Here is a 20326-nt window from a genome sequence, read left to right on the forward strand (position 1 = left end):
ATCTCTGTCCTTTTATTCCACAAAGCGAATGGAGGTACTGCCCAAGTTTTGCACACGCAAGGTCACATGATCCCCCGGTGCCACCGCCACTGCTTCGGTAATGCCACCCGACAACACCACCGTCCCCGCTGGCAATTCCTCACCACGTGCACCCAGATGGTTTGCCAACATCGCCACCGCAGCTGCAGGATGGTTCAACACCGCTGCACCTGCACCCAAAGCCACCGGTTGGCCATTTTTCTCTAACACCACGCCCAAGGTGCGTAGATCTAACCCTTCAACCGAGGTCATGCTGCCACCCAACACAAAACGGGCCGACGAACAGTTATCCGCAATCACACTTTTTAGATCAAACTTAAAATCGCGATAACGGCTGTCGATCACCTCAATCGCTGGCATCACAAAATCGGTCGCCGCCAAAACGCTACCAATATGGCAACCTGGGCCTTTTAATGGCTTTTTCAAAACAAAAGCAATTTCTGGTTCAACTTTAGGGTGAATCAGCTCGGAGACTTTCGCCTCACCGCCATCCACCACCGAGAAATAATCGACCAAGAAACCAAAGCATGGACTATCCACGCTCATCTGCTTCATTTTGGCGTAGGACGTCAAACCCGCCTTATAACCGACAATCCGCGCACCGCGTGCTAATTTACGGCGGCGAATTTCATCCTGAATCGCATACGCATCTTCCCAGTCCATCTCGGGATGATCGTCCGTGATTTTTAGGGTGTCTTGTGCATTCAGCTCACAATTTTCTAAGTATTCTGCTAAACGCAAAATGGTTGCACGTTCTAATTTCATGTCAGTAATCCCCGTTCCCGCGCCATCGTGATAGCGGTATCCTCAATCATGTCTTCCTGCCCACCCACCATGCCACGGCGACCCAGTTCTACCAAAATATCGCGCGCTGGCACGCCATATTTCACCGAAGCGCGTTTTGCAAACAGCAGGAACGAACCATACACACCGGCATAACCCAAGGTCAGCGCATCACGGTCAATCCGAATCGGGAAGTCCATCATCGGCACGACTAAATCTTCAGCAACGTCGGTGATTTTTGCCACATCGACACCGGTTTCAATGCCCATCAAACTACAGACGGCAATAAACACTTCCATCGGGGTATTCCCCGCCCCTGCGCCCAAACCCGCTGCCGCCGCATCAATCCGGTTAGCACCGACTTCAATCGCTGCAATTGAGTTTGCCACGCCCATCGCCAAATTGTGGTGGCCGTGGAAGCCCAATTCAGTTTCTGGTTTTAACGCTTCACGCACTGCACCCAAACGCGCTTTGACACCTTCGGGCAATAGATGACCCGCAGAGTCGGTGATATAGATACAGTTCGCGCCATACCCTTCCATCAGCTTGGCTTGTTTCACCAAACCCTCGGGGCTATTCATGTGCGACATCATCAAAAAACCGACGGTGTCCATCTCTAACTTACGCGCCATGGTGATGTGTTGTTCTGACACATCGGCTTCGGTGCAATGGGTGGCGACACGGATGGTGTGGACGCCCAAATCACGCGCCATTTTCAGATGATCAACCGTACCAATGCCGGGCAATAACAAGGCCGATACTTTGGCTTGTTGCATCAAAGGAATCACGGTCGAAAGGTATTCTTCATCGGTATGCGCGGGGAAACCGTAGTTGACGGAGGAACCGCCCAAGCCATCGCCGTGGGTCACTTCAATCAAGGGCACGCCGGCTTGATCGAGGCCACAAGCAATGGTCTTCATCTGTTCCAAGGTCATTTGATGACGTTTCGGGTGCATACCATCGCGCAAGGTCATGTCGTGAACGGTAATTTTGCTTCCTGCCAGACTCATTTTGTGCTCCTTGATTTAATGTGAACCACAACCCGCCAGACGCGGCTCGCCACTGACGGTGGCAGGGCTTAATGTCAGACGACCGGCAAGGATTTCTTCCGCAAACATTTCAGCCGTGCGCGCCGCAGCAGCGGTCATAATGTCGAGGTTGCCAGCATAGGTTGGCAAAAAGTCGCCCAAGCCTTCGACTTCGAGGAATACCGACACCCGATTGCCATCGAACACCGGACCATTTACCAAACGGTAACCCGGTACATATTTTTGGACTTCGCCAATCATGGCGTGAATCGAGGCAGTAATAGCTTCGCGATTGGGTTCACCTTCCACCAAGCAATGCACTGTGTCGCGCATAATGAGTGGTGGTTCGGCGGGATTGATGATAATGATGGCCTTACCCTTTTTCGCCCCACCGACTTTTTCTACCGCACCGGCGGTGGTACGGGTGAATTCATCAATGTTTTTACGGGTACCCGGGCCAGCAGATTTTGAAGACACTGTCGCCACAATCTCACCGTAATTCACCGGCTGTACCCGCGAAATCGCCGCCACCATTGGGATGGTCGCTTGACCCCCACAGGTCACCATATTGACGTTCATTTCACGCTTGCCAACGTGTTCCAACAGATTCACCGGCGGCACGCAATAGGGACCAATGGCGGCAGGCGTTAAATCGACCATCAACACGCCCAACTCATTTAATTTGCGCGAATTTTCTGCGTGCACATAAGCACTGGTGGCATCAAAAGCGATTTGGACTTCATCTGCCAACACATGGGGCAACAAACCATCCACGCCCTCGGCAGTGACTTTCAACCCCAATTCAGCCGCCCGTTTCAGGCCTTCCGATTCTGGGTCAATCCCCACCATCCACAGCGGTTCAAGCACAGGACTGCGCTTTAATTTATACAGCAAGTCGGTACCGATATTGCCGGGGCCGATCAGCGCGCATTTGATTTTTTTGGTCATGGTGTGTTCCTTGAAGAAATGAGGTTCAACACATCGAGGACAGAATGCCGCCCTCGACGCGCAAGGCGGCACCGTTGGTGGCAGCGGCACGTGGGCTACACACATAGGTCACCAGTGCCGCCACTTCTGTTGGATCAATAAAACGCTTTAAAAGTGAGGTGGGGCGCGCCTCGGCAAAGAACCGGCGTTCGGTTTCTGCCAGATCAAGCCCTTGTTCAGCGGCCAATTTGGCAAAAAACTCACTCACCCCTTCAGTACGGGTCGGCCCCGGCAGGACGGCATTGACAGTGACGCCGGTGCCGGCGGCAGACTGTGCTAAACCGCGAGAAATCGACAGTTCTGCCGCCTTGCTCATCCCGTAGTGCACCATCTCGGTCGGTGGATTAACCCCCGATTCACTGGAGATAAAGACAATTCGTCCCCAGTTGGCCGACTTCATCAGCGGCAAATAGTGACGCGATAACCGGACACCACTCATTACATTGGTATCAAAGAAGCGTTGCCACTCATGGTCAGAAATAGCTTCAAAAGGAACGGGGTCAAAGATGCCAAGGTTGTTGACCAAAATATCCAGTTGGGGATAGGCATCAATCACCGCTTGGCAACCCGCTGCCGTTGCCAAATCTGCTGCCACGCCGCCCACCTTGGCGGTCGGCAGTTGCGCCAGCAACCGCGCTTGCGCCGCTGCCACACCGGCAGCTGAACGACCATTCAACACCACCGCCACCCCTTCACGGGCGAGCTCAGAGGCAATCGCAAAGCCAATGCCGGCAGTTGATCCGGTAATAAGGGCGGTTTTACCTGCAAGCAACAAATCCATGATCGGCGGTGCCTTATACGAAACGAACAGAGCAACCACCGATGCCACCGATGGTAACGCGCAAGTTGTCGCCTTTTTGAATCGGCACCATGGCCCCCATTGCGCCAGACAACACAATGTCACCCGCTTTCAATGGAATACCAAGACGGCCCAAGGTGTTCGCCAGCCAGACCATGGCATTGACGGGATGACCTAAGGTTGCGGCACCGGCACCGGTAACAACAATTTCACCGTTTTTCTCTAACACCATGCCACACAAGGCCAAATCGACTTTGCTGATATCCACCAGCTGATCGCCCAACACAAACACCCCACACGAGGCATTGTCGGCAACGGTATCTTGGATTTTGATTTTCCAGTCTTGAATGCGCGAATCGACAATTTCAAAACAAGCCATCACCCCTTCGGTGGCTGCCAACACATCCACAGCGGTCACCCCCGGGCCTTGCAAATCTTTTTTCAGCAAAAAGGCAATTTCGCCTTCGGCCTTTGGCTGAATCAGGCGATCAAACGGAATCGCCTCGCCTTCGTTGTACAACATGCCATCCAGCAGATAGCCAAAGTCGGGCTGGTGCACCCCCAACAAATTCATCACCGCTTGGCTGGTCACGCCAATTTTTTTCCCGACCACACGCTCACCTTTTTCAATCCGGCGTGCAATCATGCGTTGTTGAATGTGGTAAGCATCTTCGATAGAAATATCGAGGCCACGCGAGGTCAGTGGGGTGATCGTGCGGCATTCGGTTAACGCGCTATACAACTCATCGCCCAACTCGTTGATCTTGGCTTGTTCCATCTCAAAGGTATCCTTAGGTTGCAGTGGGCATTACAGCTTGATGCAGACGTTTTTCAGCTCGGTGTAGAACTCCAGCGAATGCACACCGCCTTCACGCCCGATGCCCGATTGTTTCGAGCCACCAAACGGGGTACGTAAATCACGCAGGAACCAGCTGTTTACCCACACCAACCCCACTTCTAATTGCGCGGCGATCCGATGGGCGCGGTTAATGTTTTGCGTGTAGACCGAAGCTGCCAAACCATAGTGGGTGTGATTGGCACGGCGGATGACTTCTTCTTCGCTATCGAACGGCATCACTGTGGTGCAAGGGCCAAAAATTTCTTCCCGCACCACCGTAGCGTTGTCGTCTAGGCCAGTCCAAATCGTCGGTTGCACCCATGCCCCTTGCGCCAGCTCAGCCGGCATTTCGGGGATGCCGCCACCGGTGATGACTGTTGCGCCTTCTTCCACGGCTTTTTTGTAGTAGGACAAGACTTTGTTGCGGTGTTCTTGGCTGACCAGCGGGCCCATATTGGTCTGGCTATCGCTAGGCACACCCAATTTCAGTTTTTCTGCACCGGCTTTAAGACGCGTTACAAAGGCATCAAAAATCGAGCGTTCGACATACACCCGTTCGGTGCCCAAACATACTTGGCCACAGTTGGCAAAACATGAACGCAATGTGGCTTCAATCGCCACCTCCATATCGCAATCAGCAAACACAATCGCTGGGTTTTTACCGCCCATTTCTAACGACACCGGACGTGCACCCTCGGCAGCGGCTTTCATAATTGCTGCGCCAGTGCGCGTTTCACCGGTAAAGGTGATGGCATTCACCCCTTGATGGGTGGTGAGGAATTCACCGGCCGACTGTGGGCCAAAACCATGCACAACGTTATAAACCCCTTTTGGCACACCGCAGGCATTCATCACCTCGCCGAGCAGGGTGGCGGTTTGTGGCGTTTCTTCAGAAGGTTTCACCACCACGGTATTACCGCAGGCCAAGGCTGGGCCGACTTTCCATGTCATCAACAACAACGGTAAATTCCACGGACACACCACACCCACCACACCCACCGGACGGCGTACCGCGTAGTTAATCGCGCCCTTGCCATCTGGGGTGGCCATTTCAAAAAATTCGGTCGGCGCGTTTTTAATTACGTCAGCAAAAATTTTGAAATTGGCAGCACCGCGTGGGATATCGATATGCGAGGCCAAGCTTTTTGGCTTGCCAGTGTCGGCACATTCGGCCTCTAAAAACTCATCAAAGCGGCGGGTAATCTCATCCGCCACTTTGTTTAAAATCTCAGTACGTTCTTGTACCGTCATCTTGCCCCAAGGGCCTTCTAATGCAGCACGTGCAGCAGCCACCGCCGCATTGACTTCGCTTTGACCAGCTTCATGCACCATGCCAATCAAGCTGTTATCAACTGGGGTGCGTTTTTCAAACTGTTTTGAGGTGGCGACAAACTCGCCGTTAATAAAATTCAGGATGTCTTTCATGGTGCACAGTGTCCTTATTCAAACGTAGAGAAAAGCGCATTAGGGTGAACTTAAGCCAAGCCAATCGCCGCCAGACCGGCGCGGGCACATTCTTCATCCTCAGCCTCTGACGCACCGGACACCCCGATGCCGCCAATCCAATCTTGCCCAACAGTGATCGGGAGTCCGCCGCCAAAGACCACCAAACGGGGCTGTGATGAGAAACCCAGCTTCATGCCATCATCGTGGCCGATATGTTTCATCCAATCTTTGGTTGGAAAACCGAAACTGGCTGCGGTGTAGGCTTTGTCGATGGCGATATCAACCGAATGTAAAAAGGCACCGGGCATCCGCAAGAAGCTCATCAGATTGCCGCTGCGATCAACAACGGCGACGTTGATACGCCACTGGCGGGCTTCGGCATACAACACCGCCGCACGGGCGGCGGTGGCCGCCGCCTCCCATGTGATACCGGGCAAGAGGGTGGCGGCTTGCATTTAGCTCACCACGCTCAGGAAGGCGTCGTTCAGCTGACGGTCGTGATAGAACACGCCACGGCCCACTTCTTCCCAGCTCCAAGTAATCGGGTGCATGTCGGGATAGTGTTGATAGCCGCCACAGAAGGTTTCCAGACGGTTGCCGGAAGGATCGAAGAAATAAATCGTGGTGCCTTGGGTGATGCCGTGGCGAGTTGGGCCAATGTCAATCGATACCCGATGGCGGCTCATGATGTCGGCTGCGCGCAACACTTGTTCCCAGCTTTCCATCAGGAAAGAGACATGGTGCAATTTGCCATCTTCAGGATGACGCACCATCGCCAAATCGTGGGCCTTAGCACTACAGGTAATCCAGGTTGCCAAGTCGGTTTCACCGTCTTCCAGCTTGACGCGCTCGACCAACGAGAAACCCAACACTTCGGTAAACAGTTTCAGGTTGCCATCGATATCGCCACCGTAGATCAGCGCATGGTCCATGCGAACTGGACGAATCCCCGGGCCATCGATCACATCTACGTCTGGGTCGTAATACCCCATGCCGTTACCGACGTCGGTTTTTTCGGCATACAGTTCAATGGTGTGGCCAGTGGGCAACACAAAACGCACACGCTCACCGGTTTCTAACAACTCACCAGCGGGCATACGCTCGGTTTTTACACCATAGGCCTGCAATTTTTGTTCGAAGTCATCTAAGGTTGCTTTGTCCAGCACCTTAAAGCCAAAGAAATCGAGCCCTGCACGATCGGTTTCGCGCAAGATAATGCTGTTGTGGTCGCGTTCTTGACGGGTTTTGAAGTACACGCGGCCTTGGCTGTCACGGCCAGTTTCCACTAAGCCCATCACTTCGGTGTAGAACTTCACCGATTCTTCCATATCCAACACGCGCAGTTGTGCATGTCCTGGACGCAATACGCCGGTCATCGCCATGATGTTTTCTCCTTGTTTAGCTTCTTCTCTATTTCAGCCGTGATTGGCCATTGCTTCGACTCGCTGTTATGCCAATGGCTTGCGGACATAACAGACATTTTTTTTCATCGAACCCAAAACCTGGACTTCCAAATCTGAGCTTGGCCGAATGCGACACGCCAACACGCGCCCAGCCGCTTCATCTTCTTTGCTGATGTGATCGCGGTTCATCACCTTTGCTTGGTATTCACCCGACAACACCGCCACCTTGCACACCCCACACCCGCCTTGGCGGCAACCGACAGGAATCCCCTTACGACCGAGGTTTTCCATCCCAGCTAACACCGTCTGGTCGGAACGGCAGCGATAGCGTTCTCCGGTATCAGTAATCAGCACATTAAAGGTTGGCGTTGCCATGCTGTTCTCCCGTGAAACATTACGATACAACTTGTTTTTCTCGATGTAAACATTTTTTCTCGAGATTTTTTTGTGCTGCAAAAAACCCTGTTCAGCGTAAAATCTCGAGTATTCGTTTTTTGCAGAAAACTCTAACTCTTTATGTCTCAAGACTCTTTACACGCAGCGGCTATCGAACCCAACAGCCCAAAAACCTTGGCTGAGAATGCCTATCTTCAGCTGCGCCACGACATCGTGACAGGCAAACACCGCCCGGGCAGCAAGCTGCGCGTTGAACACCTGAAAAAGCAATATCAAGTCGGTGCCGGCACGTTGCGCGAGGCGCTATTATTGCTGGTCACCGATGCCCTTGTTACTGTCCAAGGCCAACGCGGTTTTCGAGTGGCGCCGATTTCACTGGACGATTTTCAGGACATCACCCGCGTGCGGACGGTGCTCGAAGCCGAGGCATTGGCCCAATCTATCGCGCATGGCGATGAAGTCTGGGAGAGCAATGCCGTTGCTGCGTTTCACCGCCTAACGCGAGTGGAGGAAAGATTGCACCAAGGCGATGTTGGCTTTGATGAATGGGAAGCCCGTAACCGCGCTTTTCATTCCAGCCTGCTCGCCGCGTGCCCCTCGCGTTGGACGCTGCATTTCCTGTCTATCCTGTATCAACAATCCGAGCGTTATCGCCGTTTGGTATTAGGCAACCCCACCGTGCCGCGTGATGTCCACGCTGAACACCGTGCTTTGCTCGAAGCCACCCTACAACGTGATGCCAAAACTGCCTGCCGGCTGTTAATTCACCACATCGAAAAAACCCTCGAAGTGGTGCGGCGGCTACCTGCTGACAGCTTTGGCGAATAGCCCACGCTCACTACACATTGCGGAATAAAGGACTCCGCACCTGTTGTGCATCTGCAGCACTAAAAAACTTCTCGGTGTAAATATCACGCTCAAACAACCGGCCCTGCATCAATGTGGCAATCGATGCTTCGATCATGGCCGGTGGCCCACATAAATAGGCTTTCACGCCACGAAAATCGCCAGCAAAGTGTTCTCGAGCAGCTTCATGGGCATGACCACGGAAACCTGCCCACGCGGAGTCTTCCGGTTCAGCCGATAACGCTGGCAGATAGGTAAAGTGGCTGTGTTGTGCGGCCAACTCGGTAAACAAATCGTGGTAGTACAGCTCAGATAATTGCCGCGCCCCTTGCACCAAGGTAATTGGCAACTGACAGCCTTCGGCCAGTAAATCGAGAATCATCGATTTTGGGCTAGATAATCCCGACCCACCGGCGATAAACAACAGCGGCTGTTGCGCTGATTTACGGACAAAAAAGCGTCCGTATGGCCCAGACAAGGCCAGACGGTCACCTTCTTTGAGATTCTCATGTAGCCATGTCGTGGCTTGTCCACCGGGGACATGACGGATATTCAGTTCTAATTCAGCGTCTTGTGGTGCATTTGCCAGCGAAAAGGCACGGGCTTGTTCCACCCCAGGCACTTGCAAATTGACATATTGCCCTGCCTGAAAAGCAAGCTGTTCGCCTGCGGGAAGCTGGAGAAAAATACCTTTGATGGTGGGTGTCAGGTCAACAATGCGGCTAACCGTTGCCACATGGTCGGTGACGGGATGGTTGGCAGCATCGGGCTCTTCTTCAATTTCGGCTTCAATCACCACATCCGATTGCAAGGTGGCACAACACGCCAAGCATTTCCCTTCGTCGCGTTCGAAATCCATCAGCGCAAACGGGCTGGCTTCGCCGTGTTCAATCTCACCATCGTTGACTTGGATTTTGCAGGTGGCACACAAGCCATGACAGCAAGCATGTGGCAGCCAAATGCCTTTCCGTAAACAGGCATCTAAAATGGTTTGGCCCTCTTCGACATCAATCGTCTCGCCGAGGGGTTCAATCGTCAGTTGGTAGCTCATGGCCAAAAATTCCGAGACAAAGACAGCCAGCACCCCCACCAAGGGCAGTGGTGCTGGCCGTGGGGGTTAGCTACAAGAACCGCGAATGCCGGTTAAACCGGGGGTGCGGAAGCGAATCACGTCTTTATGCCCCAAGCCATTGTCAGCCAACGATTTGTCAAAATCGGGTTGGAAAGTCTGACCTGATTTAAACCATTGCGCCTGTTGCCAATCGATATTGGCAAAGTCAGGGTGATAGCCAAAGGCCCCGGGCAACACATGGCTCACCACATCACCAAAGCGCATCGCTGGTGGAAATGGGAACGCAAAGGGAGCACAGAACAACAGGTGATCTTCCCAACCGATATACAACAGTTGGTTGCCATGAAATTTATCCGCGCCATCTTTTGGCTGCCCTTGATAGTCTTTCATCGGAGGGGGGTTACGCAGATCTGCGGTTGTCGTCATGATGTGGTTTCCCTTCACACGTTCTGGGTGGCCATGCCGCGCCACTGTTCGAAGTTTTTCTGATCTTCCGACCCTTCAAAGCTGAGGTTATCGGCGCCAAATTGGATGTGATACCACTGCAACACAGCGGCCAAGGGGTCGAAGTCGGGGGCGGTGGGGTCAACGCCTTCGGGGAAACAGTTACCCTGATAGATTTGATGCACCGGCAACCACGACTGCATATATTTTTCCGGCTCATCTTCAAAGATGTGCTGGCAATGGTCAGAACAGAAGTGGTATTTCTCACCCTTGTAGGTGGTTTCGCGATAGGCGATTTTGGTTGGATCGTCTGGCTCGGTGAACAACATCGGAATTTGACAGGTCTGGCACAACATCGGCAGCGTTTTGTTATAGAAACGATTACCGGCGGCCTCTTGTTCACGCCAATATTCAAAACGTGGACGGTAGTAGCGGTCGAAGCTGTCAGGGTATTTCGACGACAACCAATCCATTTCTTCGGGGGTTGGCATCCAAGTGTGGAATGCCGCTGCCGCACCGTATTGATAGAAAGTCGCCCACGCTTGATGCGAGATGTGGTCTTTTTCTTTAATCGCGGTTTCAACACACTTCGGCATGGTGATGCCATAGCGCGCCAAATCTTTGAACAAGGCACCGGCGTTTTGCTCGAAATAGATATCCCATGCTTCGCGCCAGCTCATCACGCGTTTAGGCAGCATGTAATCCATCATCATCGCCACCAAGGTCAACATCCGCACACCGCGCCATGTCCACTTATCAATCCATTTCTGCACAATCGGCAGATTGTCGGGGTCTTGTTCCAACAGGAATTTGATCACTTCCAGACCCAAGGTCATGTGACGGGCTTCGTCTGATTGAGCCGAGAAACCGAAGGTAACGGTGCCCATATCGCCGTTAAACGCCGCACCCGACATAAACGGCACAAACAACAGATTGGTCAGCACATATTCAAAGCTAAACCCAATCGCGACCATAAATTCAAATGGGCCGGCGGAGATAGCATCGTCAAAGAACGATTTTGGCACCGACAAGTACCACACCCGATCGTGCATGTGACGGAAATCGTGCATGCCGTTGTAGAACTTGTTGTAGTTCGAGATGGTGTGAATTTGGGTTTGAACGTGGCGAATTTCGTCAATTGCCTGCATTTGACAGGCAATGCGCGGGCCCACGCCACGTAATTGACGGCCAGTGTGGGCAAAACCACGGTGAGCCATATATTCCAGCGGTGATACGCCGGTGATAAACAGCTTCAGGGCATTGATATAACGGGCATCGGTGACATTGAGATGGCCATTATTTTGTGCAAACGCATCAATAATTGCGTACAGCTTGCGTTCTTTTTCCGATTGGTATTTCCAATAGGCATCCATGGTCAAACGGAAAGGGTCTTCCCATTTGTCCCAATCATGGATTTTGATGCCTTCCATCTTGTCATACGGAAACACCTTATCCATTGGCTGATAGGTGGTTTCCCAACCCAAGCCACGGGTCATGTGTGCGTATTTCTCTTTCAGGCCAAGTTTGCGGCCACTGGTTTTCATATCCATTGCAACACCTCGTATGCTTTAACAGCGGCCCAACTTAGTTGGCCCAAGACAGGGTGAATTCGTCGTCGGTTTCATCGATATTGCCCGACAGGGTAATCAAGTGCAGATGCAGTTCCTGCAAATCAAAATCACGCCCCAACAGCTCCTCAATGCTATTGCGATGAATGGTCAGCGAGCCTTCAGCATCAATCTTGACCATCGCCGGTGCTTCATTCAGTTCAGCGTGAGGGTTGTCGGCCAAAATGGCTTCGATAATCGGACGGGTATCGTCATTGGTTTGCAGGGCGATAAAAACCTTACTCATGCGGCCACTCCTTCAGTTTGGGCAGCACGCACGCCCAGTTTTTGCATACGAGCTGAAAATTCTTGGGCGATGTCTTCTAACACGGCCGCACCCGTCTCTGGTAAAGCCAGTTGTGCCACCGGCGCCAATGCCACTTGTGCGCGTTGTTGCCAATGCGCCACCCACTGTGCCAACTGTGCTGCGTTGTCGGGCGATTCGGCTGCTGCGGTTTTTAAAGTGGCATCGAGCCATTTGTTGGTTTCGGTTTTCCAATCGCGCATAAACTGCGTCATCATCGAGATGGCAGTACCACCTTGCAGATTGATGGCATCATCAAAGGCTTCGTACACCAAGGGATATAACAAGCCATCGAGCACCACGTTTTGCGCGACCAACAACTCAAACCAGTCATCCAACACAAAGGTGTCCTCAACATAGCGGCGCAATTCTTGCCATTCGGCTTGCTCCAACCACGCTGTTTTAGCAGTGTCTAAAGCATCCGGGCCGCTTAAGGTCAAACCAATGCGGGTCAGATATTGGGCAATACCCAGACGATCCATGGCATGGAACATCGCCGCCTGTGTGATGGCCGTGCCGTAGCCATACGCACAAAGATAGGTGTTGTTCATATTGCCGCCCCATTCCAGATGGCGCAGTGGCAATAACACCTGCAGGGCCTGTTCACGACAGGATTCTGGCAACAGCGCGATCAAACCGCGATCTTCGACAAATTCAAAGGCCGATTCCGCCGCATCTTGTTGTCGTGCCCGTGCCATGGTGTAGGTGCCATAATAAAACTGGCGCGGATCTTTGAAGCTATACCAATCTTTCATCACGATTTGGGTACGGCGGCTGTCAAAAATTTCAAATTGCGGTGCCCAATAAGGGCGATAGTGGAAATTCGCGGTCGGCTGCAGGTCTAACGTGGCCTCTTGGTAACGCGATGCCGCTTTGTCTTGCCCTTGACGGCGGGCAATATGACTAAAAGTCTGGCGTTTGGGGCGAATCGCCACAGTACGCAAATCAATCTGCATTCGTCTCTCCTCGTTATTGTGTGATGTGAATAGCAGGTAAATGAGGCTTAGGCCTCACGTGGGCGTTGTGTCAGTTGACTGTCGCCACTCCGCCATTGCTGTTTGTCTGCATCAATTCGGTCGCTGCTGTCGCTGTCCATTTGGATCACTTGGTTATCACGACAAAACGCTTCGAAATGTTCCACAGGCAAAATCATTTCTACGAACAGCTCTGGTTCACCGATAGCAAAGTCAAATTCGATGAACTGTTGCCCACGCATCCCAGTCACGCGAACGAATTTCGGCAATGTGGCAGGTAGAACTGATGACATGATGAGCTCCAAGGCAAAACTCGGTGGTGAGCAATTTATTCTTATCAAGAAGCGTGCCACGGCAATAAATCTTTGTTTTTGCTGAAAACACGCATTTTTGTTGCGGCGCAGCATCTATAAAAAATTGATGATTTGGTAAAATATCGATTTTTTATTTGATCAAATGGTAAATTGCTCTACATTGAGCTGCCCAAGCGCGCTAAATTTGTAAAAATCACGCGCTTTATCCGCCATCCACCGGCGCAGCACAGCCCTCAAAGAAGGGCGAACACGACACACAACGAGGAGAGAGAAGCATGGCGGCAATCAAATACCCCAAAAATCACGATCTGCGTGAGCTGGTGCATTTCTCGGCAGAAACCGGCCATATTTGGCTGGCAGAAAGCCGAATGTTGATGCTGCATGTGGCCGCGATGGCGGTATTACGGCGAGAAATCATCAGCTTGGTTGGGCTGGAACATGCGCGCAATTTGCTCACCCGTGTCGGCTATGTCTCAGGGATGAAGGATGCGGAAATTGCCCGCAAGATACGCGGCAATGGCGACAAAATCGACGCTTTTGTCGTCGGTCCACAGTTGCACATGCTAGAAGGCAGCGTGCAGGTTACGCCGGTCAAAGTGGAATTTGATATGGCGCAGGGTGAGTTCTACGGCGAGTTTTTATGGAAAGACTCGTGGGAATCGGATAGCCATGTCAAAGAATTTGGCCATACCGACCACCCAGTGTGCTGGATGCAAATTGGCTATGCCTCTGGTTATACCTCGGCTTTTATGGGGCAGTTTATTCTGTTCAAAGAAGTGGAATGCGCCGCCAGCGGCAAACCGCAGTGCCGCATCATCGGTAAACCGTTACAAGAATGGGAAGATGCCGACGACTACCGCCATTTCTTCGCGCAAGATTCGATTTTGTCGCAATTACTTGAACTGCAAAAACAAGTGGATTGTTTACGACAAAGCATCAGCCGCACCCCACCCTGTGATGGCATGATTGGCAGTTCTGAACGCTTTCGCCATGCCTGTCATCTGATTCAACGCGCCGCCGCCAGCCAAGTCACGGTATTACTACAAGGTGAAACCGGTGTGGGTAAAGAACGCTTTGCCCGTTTATTACACAAACAAAGTGGCCGCCGAGATAAACCTTTTATCGCCGTCAACTGTGCCGCCATCCCAGAAAATCTGATTGAAGCGGAACTATTTGGGGTGGAAAAAGGCGCTTATACCGGCGCGCAACAAACAAGGATGGGCCGGTTTGAACGTGCCGACGGTGGCACCTTATTTTTAGATGAAGTCGGCGAATTGCCACTGGCGGCACAGGCAAAGTTATTGCGGGTCTTACAAGAAGGCGAAATTGAACGGCTGGGCGATCATAAAGTGCGTAAGGTGAATGTCCGTTTAGTCACCGCCACCCACGTTGACCTTAAACAAGCCGTCAGCGAAGGCCGTTTCCGCGCTGATTTGTACTACCGGATTCATGTCTATCCGGTACATATTCCCCCACTACGCGAACGACAAAGCGACATTCCGCTGTTGGTCAATGCGATGTTGGAACGCTTAAGTGTGTTACATGAAAAACCGACGGCAGGCATTACCGACCGTGCGCTGGCGGCGTTATTACAACATCCGTGGCCGGGCAATGTGCGCGAGTTGGAGAACACCATTGAATTGGGTTTGATTTTGGCCGAGCCGGGGAGCTTGATTGAAGTCAATCATCTGTTCCCACAACAGCAGGCCATGAACAATACCGGCCTTGACCAAGGTGGCCACTTACAAGCTGCCACGCCAACAGCAGAACATGATTTATATGAGCAGATGTTAAACAGTGGGCTGAGTTTTGATGATATTGAGCGCAATTTTTTGAATCATGCGGTCAAAAAAGCCGATGGCAATTTATCGCGGGCGGCAAGGATGTTAGGCATTACGCGGCCACAATTGGCCTATCGCTTAAAAAAGACCAGCGCCTAGACAAGACGACATAGCAAAAATCGCTGCCAATCTGTCAGAATACCGGCCTTCATTTGCCGGATTGAGCTGTTGTTCATGTCACGTCTTCCACCTGCAGCATTCTTACGTCGGGCCCAACATCATTTGCGCCAAGCCGGCGTGATTGCTTATGCCACTGAATCGTGTTTTGGCCTTGGTTGCCATCCGTTATCGGCAAAAGGGTTAAAGCGCGTCATTGCCTATAAAGGACGGCCTAATCATAAGGGCATGATTGTAGTGGCCGCCTCGTTAGCCCAATTACGTCCCTTGCTCGCGCCGTTATCGGTGGATGCCGAAGCAATGTGTCAACGCTATTGGCCCGGTCCGTATACGCTGTTGCTGCCTGCCGCCAAGCGAGTGTTGCCGCTCTTACGCGGACGCCATCGCACATTAGCCGTTCGTGTGACAGCACACCCGTTTACACAACGCCTCTGCCAAGCACTGGGCCCGTTAGTGTCCACCTCGGCCAATCGTGCCGGACAACGCTCGCTGCGTTCGGCAGCCGCCTGCCAACGGCAGTTTAGGAAACAAGTCCTCACGCTCCCCGGTCAGATCGGCAAACGGCGCAAACCTTCAACCATTATTGATGTCCAAACTGGGCGTGTGTTGCGCTAATTTTGCCCCCATATAGGCGGCTTTGTTGTCGCAGAGAAAGGATTACTGTGGAATCTGCTCCGCAATCATTGTCTGTTGTGCAGTTAATACTCGATGCCACCTTACCCGTGCAGTTCATCATGGCTTTGTTAGTATTGCTGTCGATTATTTCGTGGATGCATATTTTTAATAAGTGGCGCAGTCTGGGTAAAGCCAATCGCCATGTCGAAAATTTCGAGCGATTGTTTTGGTCGGGTACCGATCTGAACACCATTTACCAACGTGTTGCCACCGAGCCGGACAGTGTTGGCACTGAAAAAATCTTTGCGGCTGGTTTTGGTGAATTTATGAAACTGCGGCGACAACCGGGGGGGGAATTGTCCGACATCATGGATGGCACCCGCCGCGCCATGAAAGCAGCCGCCCAACGTGAAATCGACGAACTCGACCGCCATACTGCTTTCTTAGCCACGGTCGGTTCAATCAGCCCGTATATTGGATTGTTGGGAACCGTCTGGGGGATTATGCATGCCTTTATCGGTTTGGGAAATGCCGGTACTGCCACGCTGGCCACCGTGGCACCAGGGATTGCTGAAGCGTTGATTGCCACTGCGATTGGTTTATTTGCGGCGATTCCGGCGGTGATTGGTTACAACCGTTTTTCACATGAAGTTGACCGCCTCGCCCTACGTTTTGACACCTTTATGGAAGAGTTCTCCAACATTCTGCAACGCCAAGCCGCACGGATGCCGTTCAGTAATTAGCATTTTTACTCAATACGTGGAAAGCCTCGGGGTCGGGCCCGAGGTCAAGCACAAGGACGCTAACAGCGGCCTATCAATGACCTTTCCTTATGTGTTGCAGTAGGTTTACACCATTCAAGGATCAAACCATCAAAACATTCAGCCCCAATTAATCTTGCTTAAGCCGATATCCAATACCAGTTTCGGTTAACAAATAATCCGGTTTTGTAGGATCTCTCTCTATTTTTTGCCGTAGATGAGCCATGTAGATGCGCAGGTAGTGGTTGTGCTCCACGTGTGCCGGGCCCCACACCTCTTTCAGCAACTGGCGGTGGGTCAGCACCTTGCCGCGCTGCGCGATCAGCGCTACCAGCAGCCGGTACTCCAGCTGCGTCAGGTGCAGCGGCTCGCCGTCACGGCTGACGCTGCGCAGGCCCAGGTCCACCACCACGTCGCCCAGCGTCACCTTGTCGCTTTCGCTGGCGGCGCTGCTGCCGCGACGGCGCAGCTGGGCACGCACGCGGGCTTGCAGCTCGCCGGTGCCGAACGGTTTGGTCAGGTAGTCGTCGGCGCCGGCGTCCAGCGCGGCGATCTTTTCGCCCTCGTCCACGCGTGCTGACAGCACAATCACCGGTACGCTGCTCCAGCTGCGCAGGTCTAGCAGCAGCGCCACGCCGTCGCCGTCGGGCAGGCCCAGGTCCAGTACCACCAAATCGGGTTTGCGGGTGCCGGCCTCGATCAGGCCGCGCGCCACGCTGTCGGCCTCGTACACGCGATGGCCGTCTTCTTCCAGTGCGGCTTTGACAAAGCGGCGGATCACCGCCTCGTCCTCGATGACCAGAATGCTGGCGACGTTGTTCACTACAGGTTCTCCGGGTCGAAATCCAGCGCTGGCTGCGGCGCCAGCGGCAGGCTAAGGGTAAAGCAGGCACCGCCGGCCGGCAGGTTGGCCGCGCTGATGCGGCCGCCGTGCACGTCGGCAATGGTGCGGCAGATGGCCAGCCCCAGGCCGACGCCGCTGATGGCCGACTCGCGCTCGCCGCGGGTAAAGGCGGTAAACAGCGTGTCGGGGTCGCCCGGCGGCAGGCCGCGGCCCTGGTCAGCCACGCTCAGCAGGATGTGCTGAGCGCTGGTGCGGGCCGCAAGCGTGATGGTGCTGCCGGCGGGGCTGTATTTGAGCGCATTTTCCAGCAGGTTGACCAGCAGCCGCTCCAGCAGAATGGGGTCGGCGTACAGCATCGGGCAGTCCAAGGGCGCGTCCACCTGCAAGCGGTGGCTGGCGGTGGCACCGCCCAGCGCGGCGATGGCGCTGCCGAACAGCTCCTGCGGCGGCAGCCAGTCGCGGCGCAGCGTCACGCCGCCGGCCTGCAGGCGGGCCATTTCCAGCAGGTTGGTCACCAGCCGCGAGATGCGCTGGCTTTGCGTCTGCAGCGTGGCGGCCTGCGCGGCGTGCGGCGACGCCTCGCGGGCAAGCTGGCGCTGCAGCGTTTCGGCCTGGCCGGTCAGCGCGGTAAGCGGCGTGCGCAGGTCGTGCGACAGCGCGGCCAACAGCGAATGGCGCAGCCGTTCCGATTCCATCGCCACCAGCGTTTGCTGCGCCACGGCAATGTAATGCAGCCGTTCCAGCGTTTGCGCCGCCAGCGCCGCCACCGCCTCGGCCAGGCGGCGGTTGTCGGGTTCGGCCAGCGTGGCGGGGTCGGCCACGCGCAGTACCAGCACGCCGCGGGTGCGCATCGGCGCTTTTAGCGGCAGGTACAGGCACGGCGCGTGTGGCAGCGTGTGCGTAGCCACCCCGGCCGGGGCGGCATGGTCGTAGCACCAGCGCACGATGGCGGCGTCTTCGTCCAGCGCGTCGCCAGCCTGCGGCTGCAGCGCGCCGTCTTCGTCGTCCGGCGGTAACCACAGCCGGATATTGGCACCGAGGCTGGCGTGCAAAAAGCGCTGGCTGATTTCGCCTACCTGTTCCGGCAGCAGGGCTACGCCCAGCTCGCGCGCCATCTCGTACAGCGTGCGGGTGTGCGCCTCGCGCTGGCGCGCCTGCGCGGCGCTGTGGCGCTGGCTGGCCACCAGCTGGCCGGCCACCAGACCAACGATCAGCATCACCGCGAAGGTAATCAGGTACTGCACGTCGGACACGGCAAACGAGAAATGCGGCTGCACGAAGAAAAAGTCGAACAGCGCCACCGATAGCACCGCGCTCAGCGCCGCCGGGCCGCGCCCGTAGCGCACCGCCACCCACAGCACGCCCAGCAGGTAGAACATCACCAGGTTGGTGGGCTCCAGCACGCCGTGCAGCGGGCTGGCCAGCAAGGTGATGGCCACGCACAGCAGGCTGGCCGCCAGCCAGCCACGGCGGCTCAGCGGCCACTGCGGCCAACGTAGCCAGGGTCGCGCACCGGTAGCCGGCGCCGGCCCGGACAGCAACAGCAGGTCGAGGTCGGCGGCGTGCTGCTGCAAGGCCTGCTGCAGGCGGCGCCCGGCCAGCGGCGCCGGCATCGCCAGCAGCGACAGATTATGGCGGCGCGCGTAGTCGGCCAGCAGGCGCGCTGGCGAGCTGCCACTCAGCACCAGCGTGGTGACGCCCTGCTCGGCCGCCTGTTGCAAGGCGGCCAGGGCGGCGGCGCGGGATGCCGCGCTGCTGCGGCCGTCGTCCACCCACACCGCGTGCCAGGCGGCATCCAGCTGCCGCGCCAGGCGTTGGCTCTGGCGCACGCTGTCGGCGCCAAAGCGGCCATCCACCAGCAGCAGCAAGCCGTGACGGGTGGCCCACACCGGCGCCGCCTGTTGCGTGGCGCGCTGCGCCTTGACCTGGCCGTCTACCCGGTCGGCCATGCGCCGTAGCGCCAGTTCGCGCAGCGCGATGAGGTTGCCTTTACGGAAGAAGTTGGCCGCCGCGCGCTCGGCCACCTCGGGCAGGTAGACCTTGCCGGCGGCCAGCCGCTGCAGCAGGTCGTCCGGCGGCAGGTCCACCAGCCGCACTTCGTCGGCCTGGTCGAACACGTGGTCGGGCACCGTTTCGGCCACCTCCACGCCGGTCACGCGGCTGACGATGTCGCGCAGGCTGTACAGGTGCTGCACGTTCATCGCGCTGTACACGTCGATGCCGCTGGCCAGCAGCTCTTCCACGTCCTGCCAGCGTTTGGGGTGGCGGCTGCCGGCGGCGTTGCTGTGCGGCAGCTCGTCTACCACTACCAGCGCCGGGCGGCGCGCCAGGATGGCGTCGATATCCAGCGCCGCCACCGCCTTGCTGCGGTGGTCCAGCTGGCGGCGCGGCAGCACCGCCAGGCCGTGCAGCATGGCTTCGGTATCGGCGCGGCCGTGGGTATCTACCCAGCCCACCAGCACGTCCAGGCCCTGGGAGCGTTTTTCCTGCGCCTCGGCCAGCATGGCGTAGGTTTTGCCCACGCCGGGCGCGGCGCCGAAAAACAGCTTCAGCCGGCCACGCGGGCGCGGCCGGCTGGCCAGCAGGGCGTCGGGGTCGGGGCGACGGTCGGGGTCGGTCATGGTTCTGGCTTATCGTGATCGGTTACTGGAAACAGCGGCAAGGTTGGCCGCAAGCGGCCAACCTTGTGCGTCACATGGCGCTTGCCGATGGTATCAGCTGCCAGCCAGCGCCAGGTTCAGCTGCAGCACGTTCACCCGTGCCGTGGCGTCGCTGCCGAACCAGGCTGGCTCTGCCTGCTGGCGCACCAGCTGCGCCAGCTTGCCGGCGTCCAGCTGGCGGGCGGCGGCTACGCGCGGTACCTGGTAC

The 20326-nt window shown here is 55.3% G+C and carries 22 protein-coding genes; 4 read left to right on the plus strand and 18 right to left on the minus strand.

Translation table 11 applies throughout. The features are described from left to right. Positions 1 to 12 precede the first annotated feature (12 nt). The 9 genes from dmpH to ACTBZS_RS02500 form a co-directional block, all read right to left on the minus strand. A complete protein-coding gene (dmpH, locus tag ACTBZS_RS02460; RefSeq protein WP_460430174.1) occupies positions 13 to 804 on the minus strand; it encodes a 2-oxo-3-hexenedioate decarboxylase in 792 nt (263 codons plus the stop codon). Further along, entirely contained in the window at positions 801 to 1832 is a 1032-nt protein-coding gene (gene dmpG, locus ACTBZS_RS02465) for a 4-hydroxy-2-oxovalerate aldolase (protein ID WP_463043170.1), read from the minus strand. The genes dmpH and dmpG overlap by 4 nt, the downstream gene beginning before the upstream one ends. A 15-nt stretch (positions 1833 to 1847) precedes the next feature. Then, positions 1848 to 2798 carry an acetaldehyde dehydrogenase (acetylating) gene (locus ACTBZS_RS02470; RefSeq protein ID WP_463043171.1) on the minus strand — a complete coding sequence of 317 codons (951 nt, stop codon included), beginning with the start codon at positions 2796 to 2798 and terminating at the stop codon, positions 1848 to 1850. A gap of 25 nt (positions 2799 to 2823) precedes the next feature. Then, complete coding sequence (locus tag ACTBZS_RS02475; protein WP_463043172.1) at positions 2824 to 3618, minus strand: SDR family NAD(P)-dependent oxidoreductase; 795 nt, start codon at positions 3616 to 3618, stop codon at positions 2824 to 2826. A 13-nt stretch (positions 3619 to 3631) separates the two neighbouring features. Beyond that, positions 3632 to 4414 (minus strand): 2-oxopent-4-enoate hydratase, encoded by a 783-nt coding sequence (gene dmpE / locus ACTBZS_RS02480; RefSeq protein ID WP_460430170.1) that lies wholly within the window; start codon positions 4412 to 4414, stop codon positions 3632 to 3634. 30 nt (positions 4415 to 4444) lie between these two features. Next, positions 4445 to 5899, minus strand: a complete 1455-nt coding sequence (locus tag ACTBZS_RS02485; protein WP_463043173.1) for a 2-hydroxymuconic semialdehyde dehydrogenase — start codon at positions 5897 to 5899, stop codon at positions 4445 to 4447. Between the two features lie 50 nt (positions 5900 to 5949). Next, positions 5950 to 6375, minus strand: coding sequence for a GlcG/HbpS family heme-binding protein (locus ACTBZS_RS02490; RefSeq protein ID WP_022653263.1), 426 nt, complete (start codon positions 6373 to 6375; stop codon positions 5950 to 5952). Continuing rightward, positions 6376 to 7302 carry a catechol 2,3-dioxygenase gene (locus tag ACTBZS_RS02495; protein WP_460430168.1) on the minus strand — a complete coding sequence of 309 codons (927 nt, stop codon included), beginning with the start codon at positions 7300 to 7302 and terminating at the stop codon, positions 6376 to 6378. A 66-nt stretch (positions 7303 to 7368) separates the two neighbouring features. Beyond that, positions 7369 to 7698 (minus strand): 2Fe-2S iron-sulfur cluster-binding protein, encoded by a 330-nt coding sequence (locus ACTBZS_RS02500; RefSeq protein WP_463043174.1) that lies wholly within the window; start codon positions 7696 to 7698, stop codon positions 7369 to 7371. 141 nt (positions 7699 to 7839) lie between these two features. On the opposite strand from ACTBZS_RS02500, the gene ACTBZS_RS02505 reads away from it, so the two are divergent. Then, positions 7840 to 8547, plus strand: coding sequence for a GntR family transcriptional regulator (locus ACTBZS_RS02505; RefSeq protein WP_460430167.1), 708 nt, complete (start codon positions 7840 to 7842; stop codon positions 8545 to 8547). A gap of 10 nt (positions 8548 to 8557) precedes the next feature. Here ACTBZS_RS02505 and ACTBZS_RS02510 read toward each other — a convergent pair whose 3' ends face one another. From ACTBZS_RS02510 to ACTBZS_RS02535, 6 genes are all read right to left on the minus strand, one after another. Further along, on the minus strand, positions 8558 to 9616 hold the full coding sequence (locus tag ACTBZS_RS02510) for a 2Fe-2S iron-sulfur cluster-binding protein (protein ID WP_463043175.1): 1059 nt from the start codon (positions 9614 to 9616) through the stop codon (positions 8558 to 8560). A 66-nt stretch (positions 9617 to 9682) separates the two neighbouring features. Next, positions 9683 to 10063, minus strand: a complete 381-nt coding sequence (locus tag ACTBZS_RS02515; protein ID WP_460430165.1) for a phenol hydroxylase subunit P4 — start codon at positions 10061 to 10063, stop codon at positions 9683 to 9685. A gap of 14 nt (positions 10064 to 10077) precedes the next feature. Further along, positions 10078 to 11631, minus strand: a complete 1554-nt coding sequence (locus ACTBZS_RS02520; protein WP_460430164.1) for an aromatic/alkene/methane monooxygenase hydroxylase/oxygenase subunit alpha — start codon at positions 11629 to 11631, stop codon at positions 10078 to 10080. 34 nt (positions 11632 to 11665) lie between these two features. Further along, positions 11666 to 11935 carry an MmoB/DmpM family protein gene (locus ACTBZS_RS02525; RefSeq protein WP_460430163.1) on the minus strand — a complete coding sequence of 90 codons (270 nt, stop codon included), beginning with the start codon at positions 11933 to 11935 and terminating at the stop codon, positions 11666 to 11668. After that, a complete protein-coding gene (locus ACTBZS_RS02530; RefSeq protein ID WP_460430162.1) occupies positions 11932 to 12948 on the minus strand; it encodes an aromatic/alkene monooxygenase hydroxylase subunit beta in 1017 nt (338 codons plus the stop codon). The genes ACTBZS_RS02525 and ACTBZS_RS02530 overlap by 4 nt, the downstream gene beginning before the upstream one ends. Positions 12949 to 12995: 47 nt before the next feature. After that, complete coding sequence (locus ACTBZS_RS02535) at positions 12996 to 13259, minus strand: phenol hydroxylase subunit (RefSeq protein ID WP_460430161.1); 264 nt, start codon at positions 13257 to 13259, stop codon at positions 12996 to 12998. 296 nt (positions 13260 to 13555) lie between these two features. On the opposite strand from ACTBZS_RS02535, the gene ACTBZS_RS02540 reads away from it, so the two are divergent. From ACTBZS_RS02540 to tolQ, 3 genes are all read left to right on the plus strand, one after another. Beyond that, positions 13556 to 15220, plus strand: a complete 1665-nt coding sequence (locus ACTBZS_RS02540; protein ID WP_463043176.1) for a sigma 54-interacting transcriptional regulator — start codon at positions 13556 to 13558, stop codon at positions 15218 to 15220. 75 nt (positions 15221 to 15295) lie between these two features. Beyond that, positions 15296 to 15853 carry an L-threonylcarbamoyladenylate synthase gene (locus tag ACTBZS_RS02545; protein WP_463043177.1) on the plus strand — a complete coding sequence of 186 codons (558 nt, stop codon included), beginning with the start codon at positions 15296 to 15298 and terminating at the stop codon, positions 15851 to 15853. Positions 15854 to 15900: 47 nt separating this feature from the next. Beyond that, entirely contained in the window at positions 15901 to 16596 is a 696-nt protein-coding gene (gene tolQ, locus ACTBZS_RS02550; protein WP_463043178.1) for a protein TolQ, read from the plus strand. Between the two features lie 148 nt (positions 16597 to 16744). Here the strand turns inward: tolQ and kdpE are convergent, their stop codons facing one another. The 3 genes from kdpE to ACTBZS_RS02565 all read right to left on the minus strand — a co-directional run. Beyond that, positions 16745 to 17437, minus strand: coding sequence for a two-component system response regulator KdpE (gene kdpE, locus ACTBZS_RS02555; protein WP_463043179.1), 693 nt, complete (start codon positions 17435 to 17437; stop codon positions 16745 to 16747). Further along, positions 17437 to 20079, minus strand: a complete 2643-nt coding sequence (locus tag ACTBZS_RS02560) for a DUF4118 domain-containing protein (RefSeq protein WP_463043180.1) — start codon at positions 20077 to 20079, stop codon at positions 17437 to 17439. Before ACTBZS_RS02560 ends, kdpE begins: the two co-directional genes overlap by 1 nt. A gap of 93 nt (positions 20080 to 20172) precedes the next feature. Beyond that, positions 20173 to 20326, minus strand: a 154-nt coding sequence (locus ACTBZS_RS02565; protein ID WP_463043181.1) for a potassium-transporting ATPase subunit C, incomplete at its 5' end; no start/stop codon positions are given.

The sequence above is a fragment of the Aquaspirillum sp. genome (assembly GCF_055136605.1).

Excerpts from the sequence above, each read along its gene's own strand:
- dmpH (WP_460430174.1), bottom strand. The coding sequence starts at position 804 with ATGAAATTAGAACGTGCAACCATTTTGCGTTTAGCAGAATACTTAGAA.
- dmpG (WP_463043170.1), bottom strand. The coding sequence starts at position 1,832 with ATGAGTCTGGCAGGAAGCAAAATTACCGTTCACGACATGACCTTGCGC.
- ACTBZS_RS02470 (WP_463043171.1), bottom strand. The coding sequence starts at position 2,798 with ATGACCAAAAAAATCAAATGCGCGCTGATCGGCCCCGGCAATATCGGT.
- ACTBZS_RS02475 (WP_463043172.1), bottom strand. The coding sequence starts at position 3,618 with ATGGATTTGTTGCTTGCAGGTAAAACCGCCCTTATTACCGGATCAACT.
- dmpE (WP_460430170.1), bottom strand. The coding sequence starts at position 4,414 with ATGGAACAAGCCAAGATCAACGAGTTGGGCGATGAGTTGTATAGCGCG.
- ACTBZS_RS02485 (WP_463043173.1), bottom strand. The coding sequence starts at position 5,899 with ATGAAAGACATCCTGAATTTTATTAACGGCGAGTTTGTCGCCACCTCA.
- ACTBZS_RS02490 (WP_022653263.1), bottom strand. The coding sequence starts at position 6,375 with ATGCAAGCCGCCACCCTCTTGCCCGGTATCACATGGGAGGCGGCGGCC.
- ACTBZS_RS02495 (WP_460430168.1), bottom strand. The coding sequence starts at position 7,302 with ATGGCGATGACCGGCGTATTGCGTCCAGGACATGCACAACTGCGCGTG.
- ACTBZS_RS02500 (WP_463043174.1), bottom strand. The coding sequence starts at position 7,698 with ATGGCAACGCCAACCTTTAATGTGCTGATTACTGATACCGGAGAACGC.
- ACTBZS_RS02505 (WP_460430167.1), top strand. The coding sequence starts at position 7,840 with ATGTCTCAAGACTCTTTACACGCAGCGGCTATCGAACCCAACAGCCCA.
- ACTBZS_RS02510 (WP_463043175.1), bottom strand. The coding sequence starts at position 9,616 with ATGAGCTACCAACTGACGATTGAACCCCTCGGCGAGACGATTGATGTC.
- ACTBZS_RS02515 (WP_460430165.1), bottom strand. The coding sequence starts at position 10,063 with ATGACGACAACCGCAGATCTGCGTAACCCCCCTCCGATGAAAGACTAT.
- ACTBZS_RS02520 (WP_460430164.1), bottom strand. The coding sequence starts at position 11,631 with ATGGATATGAAAACCAGTGGCCGCAAACTTGGCCTGAAAGAGAAATAC.
- ACTBZS_RS02525 (WP_460430163.1), bottom strand. The coding sequence starts at position 11,935 with ATGAGTAAGGTTTTTATCGCCCTGCAAACCAATGACGATACCCGTCCG.
- ACTBZS_RS02530 (WP_460430162.1), bottom strand. The coding sequence starts at position 12,948 with ATGCAGATTGATTTGCGTACTGTGGCGATTCGCCCCAAACGCCAGACT.
- ACTBZS_RS02535 (WP_460430161.1), bottom strand. The coding sequence starts at position 13,259 with ATGTCATCAGTTCTACCTGCCACATTGCCGAAATTCGTTCGCGTGACT.
- ACTBZS_RS02540 (WP_463043176.1), top strand. The coding sequence starts at position 13,556 with ATGGCGGCAATCAAATACCCCAAAAATCACGATCTGCGTGAGCTGGTG.
- ACTBZS_RS02545 (WP_463043177.1), top strand. The coding sequence starts at position 15,296 with ATGTCACGTCTTCCACCTGCAGCATTCTTACGTCGGGCCCAACATCAT.
- ACTBZS_RS02560 (WP_463043180.1), bottom strand. The coding sequence starts at position 20,079 with ATGACCGACCCCGACCGTCGCCCCGACCCCGACGCCCTGCTGGCCAGC.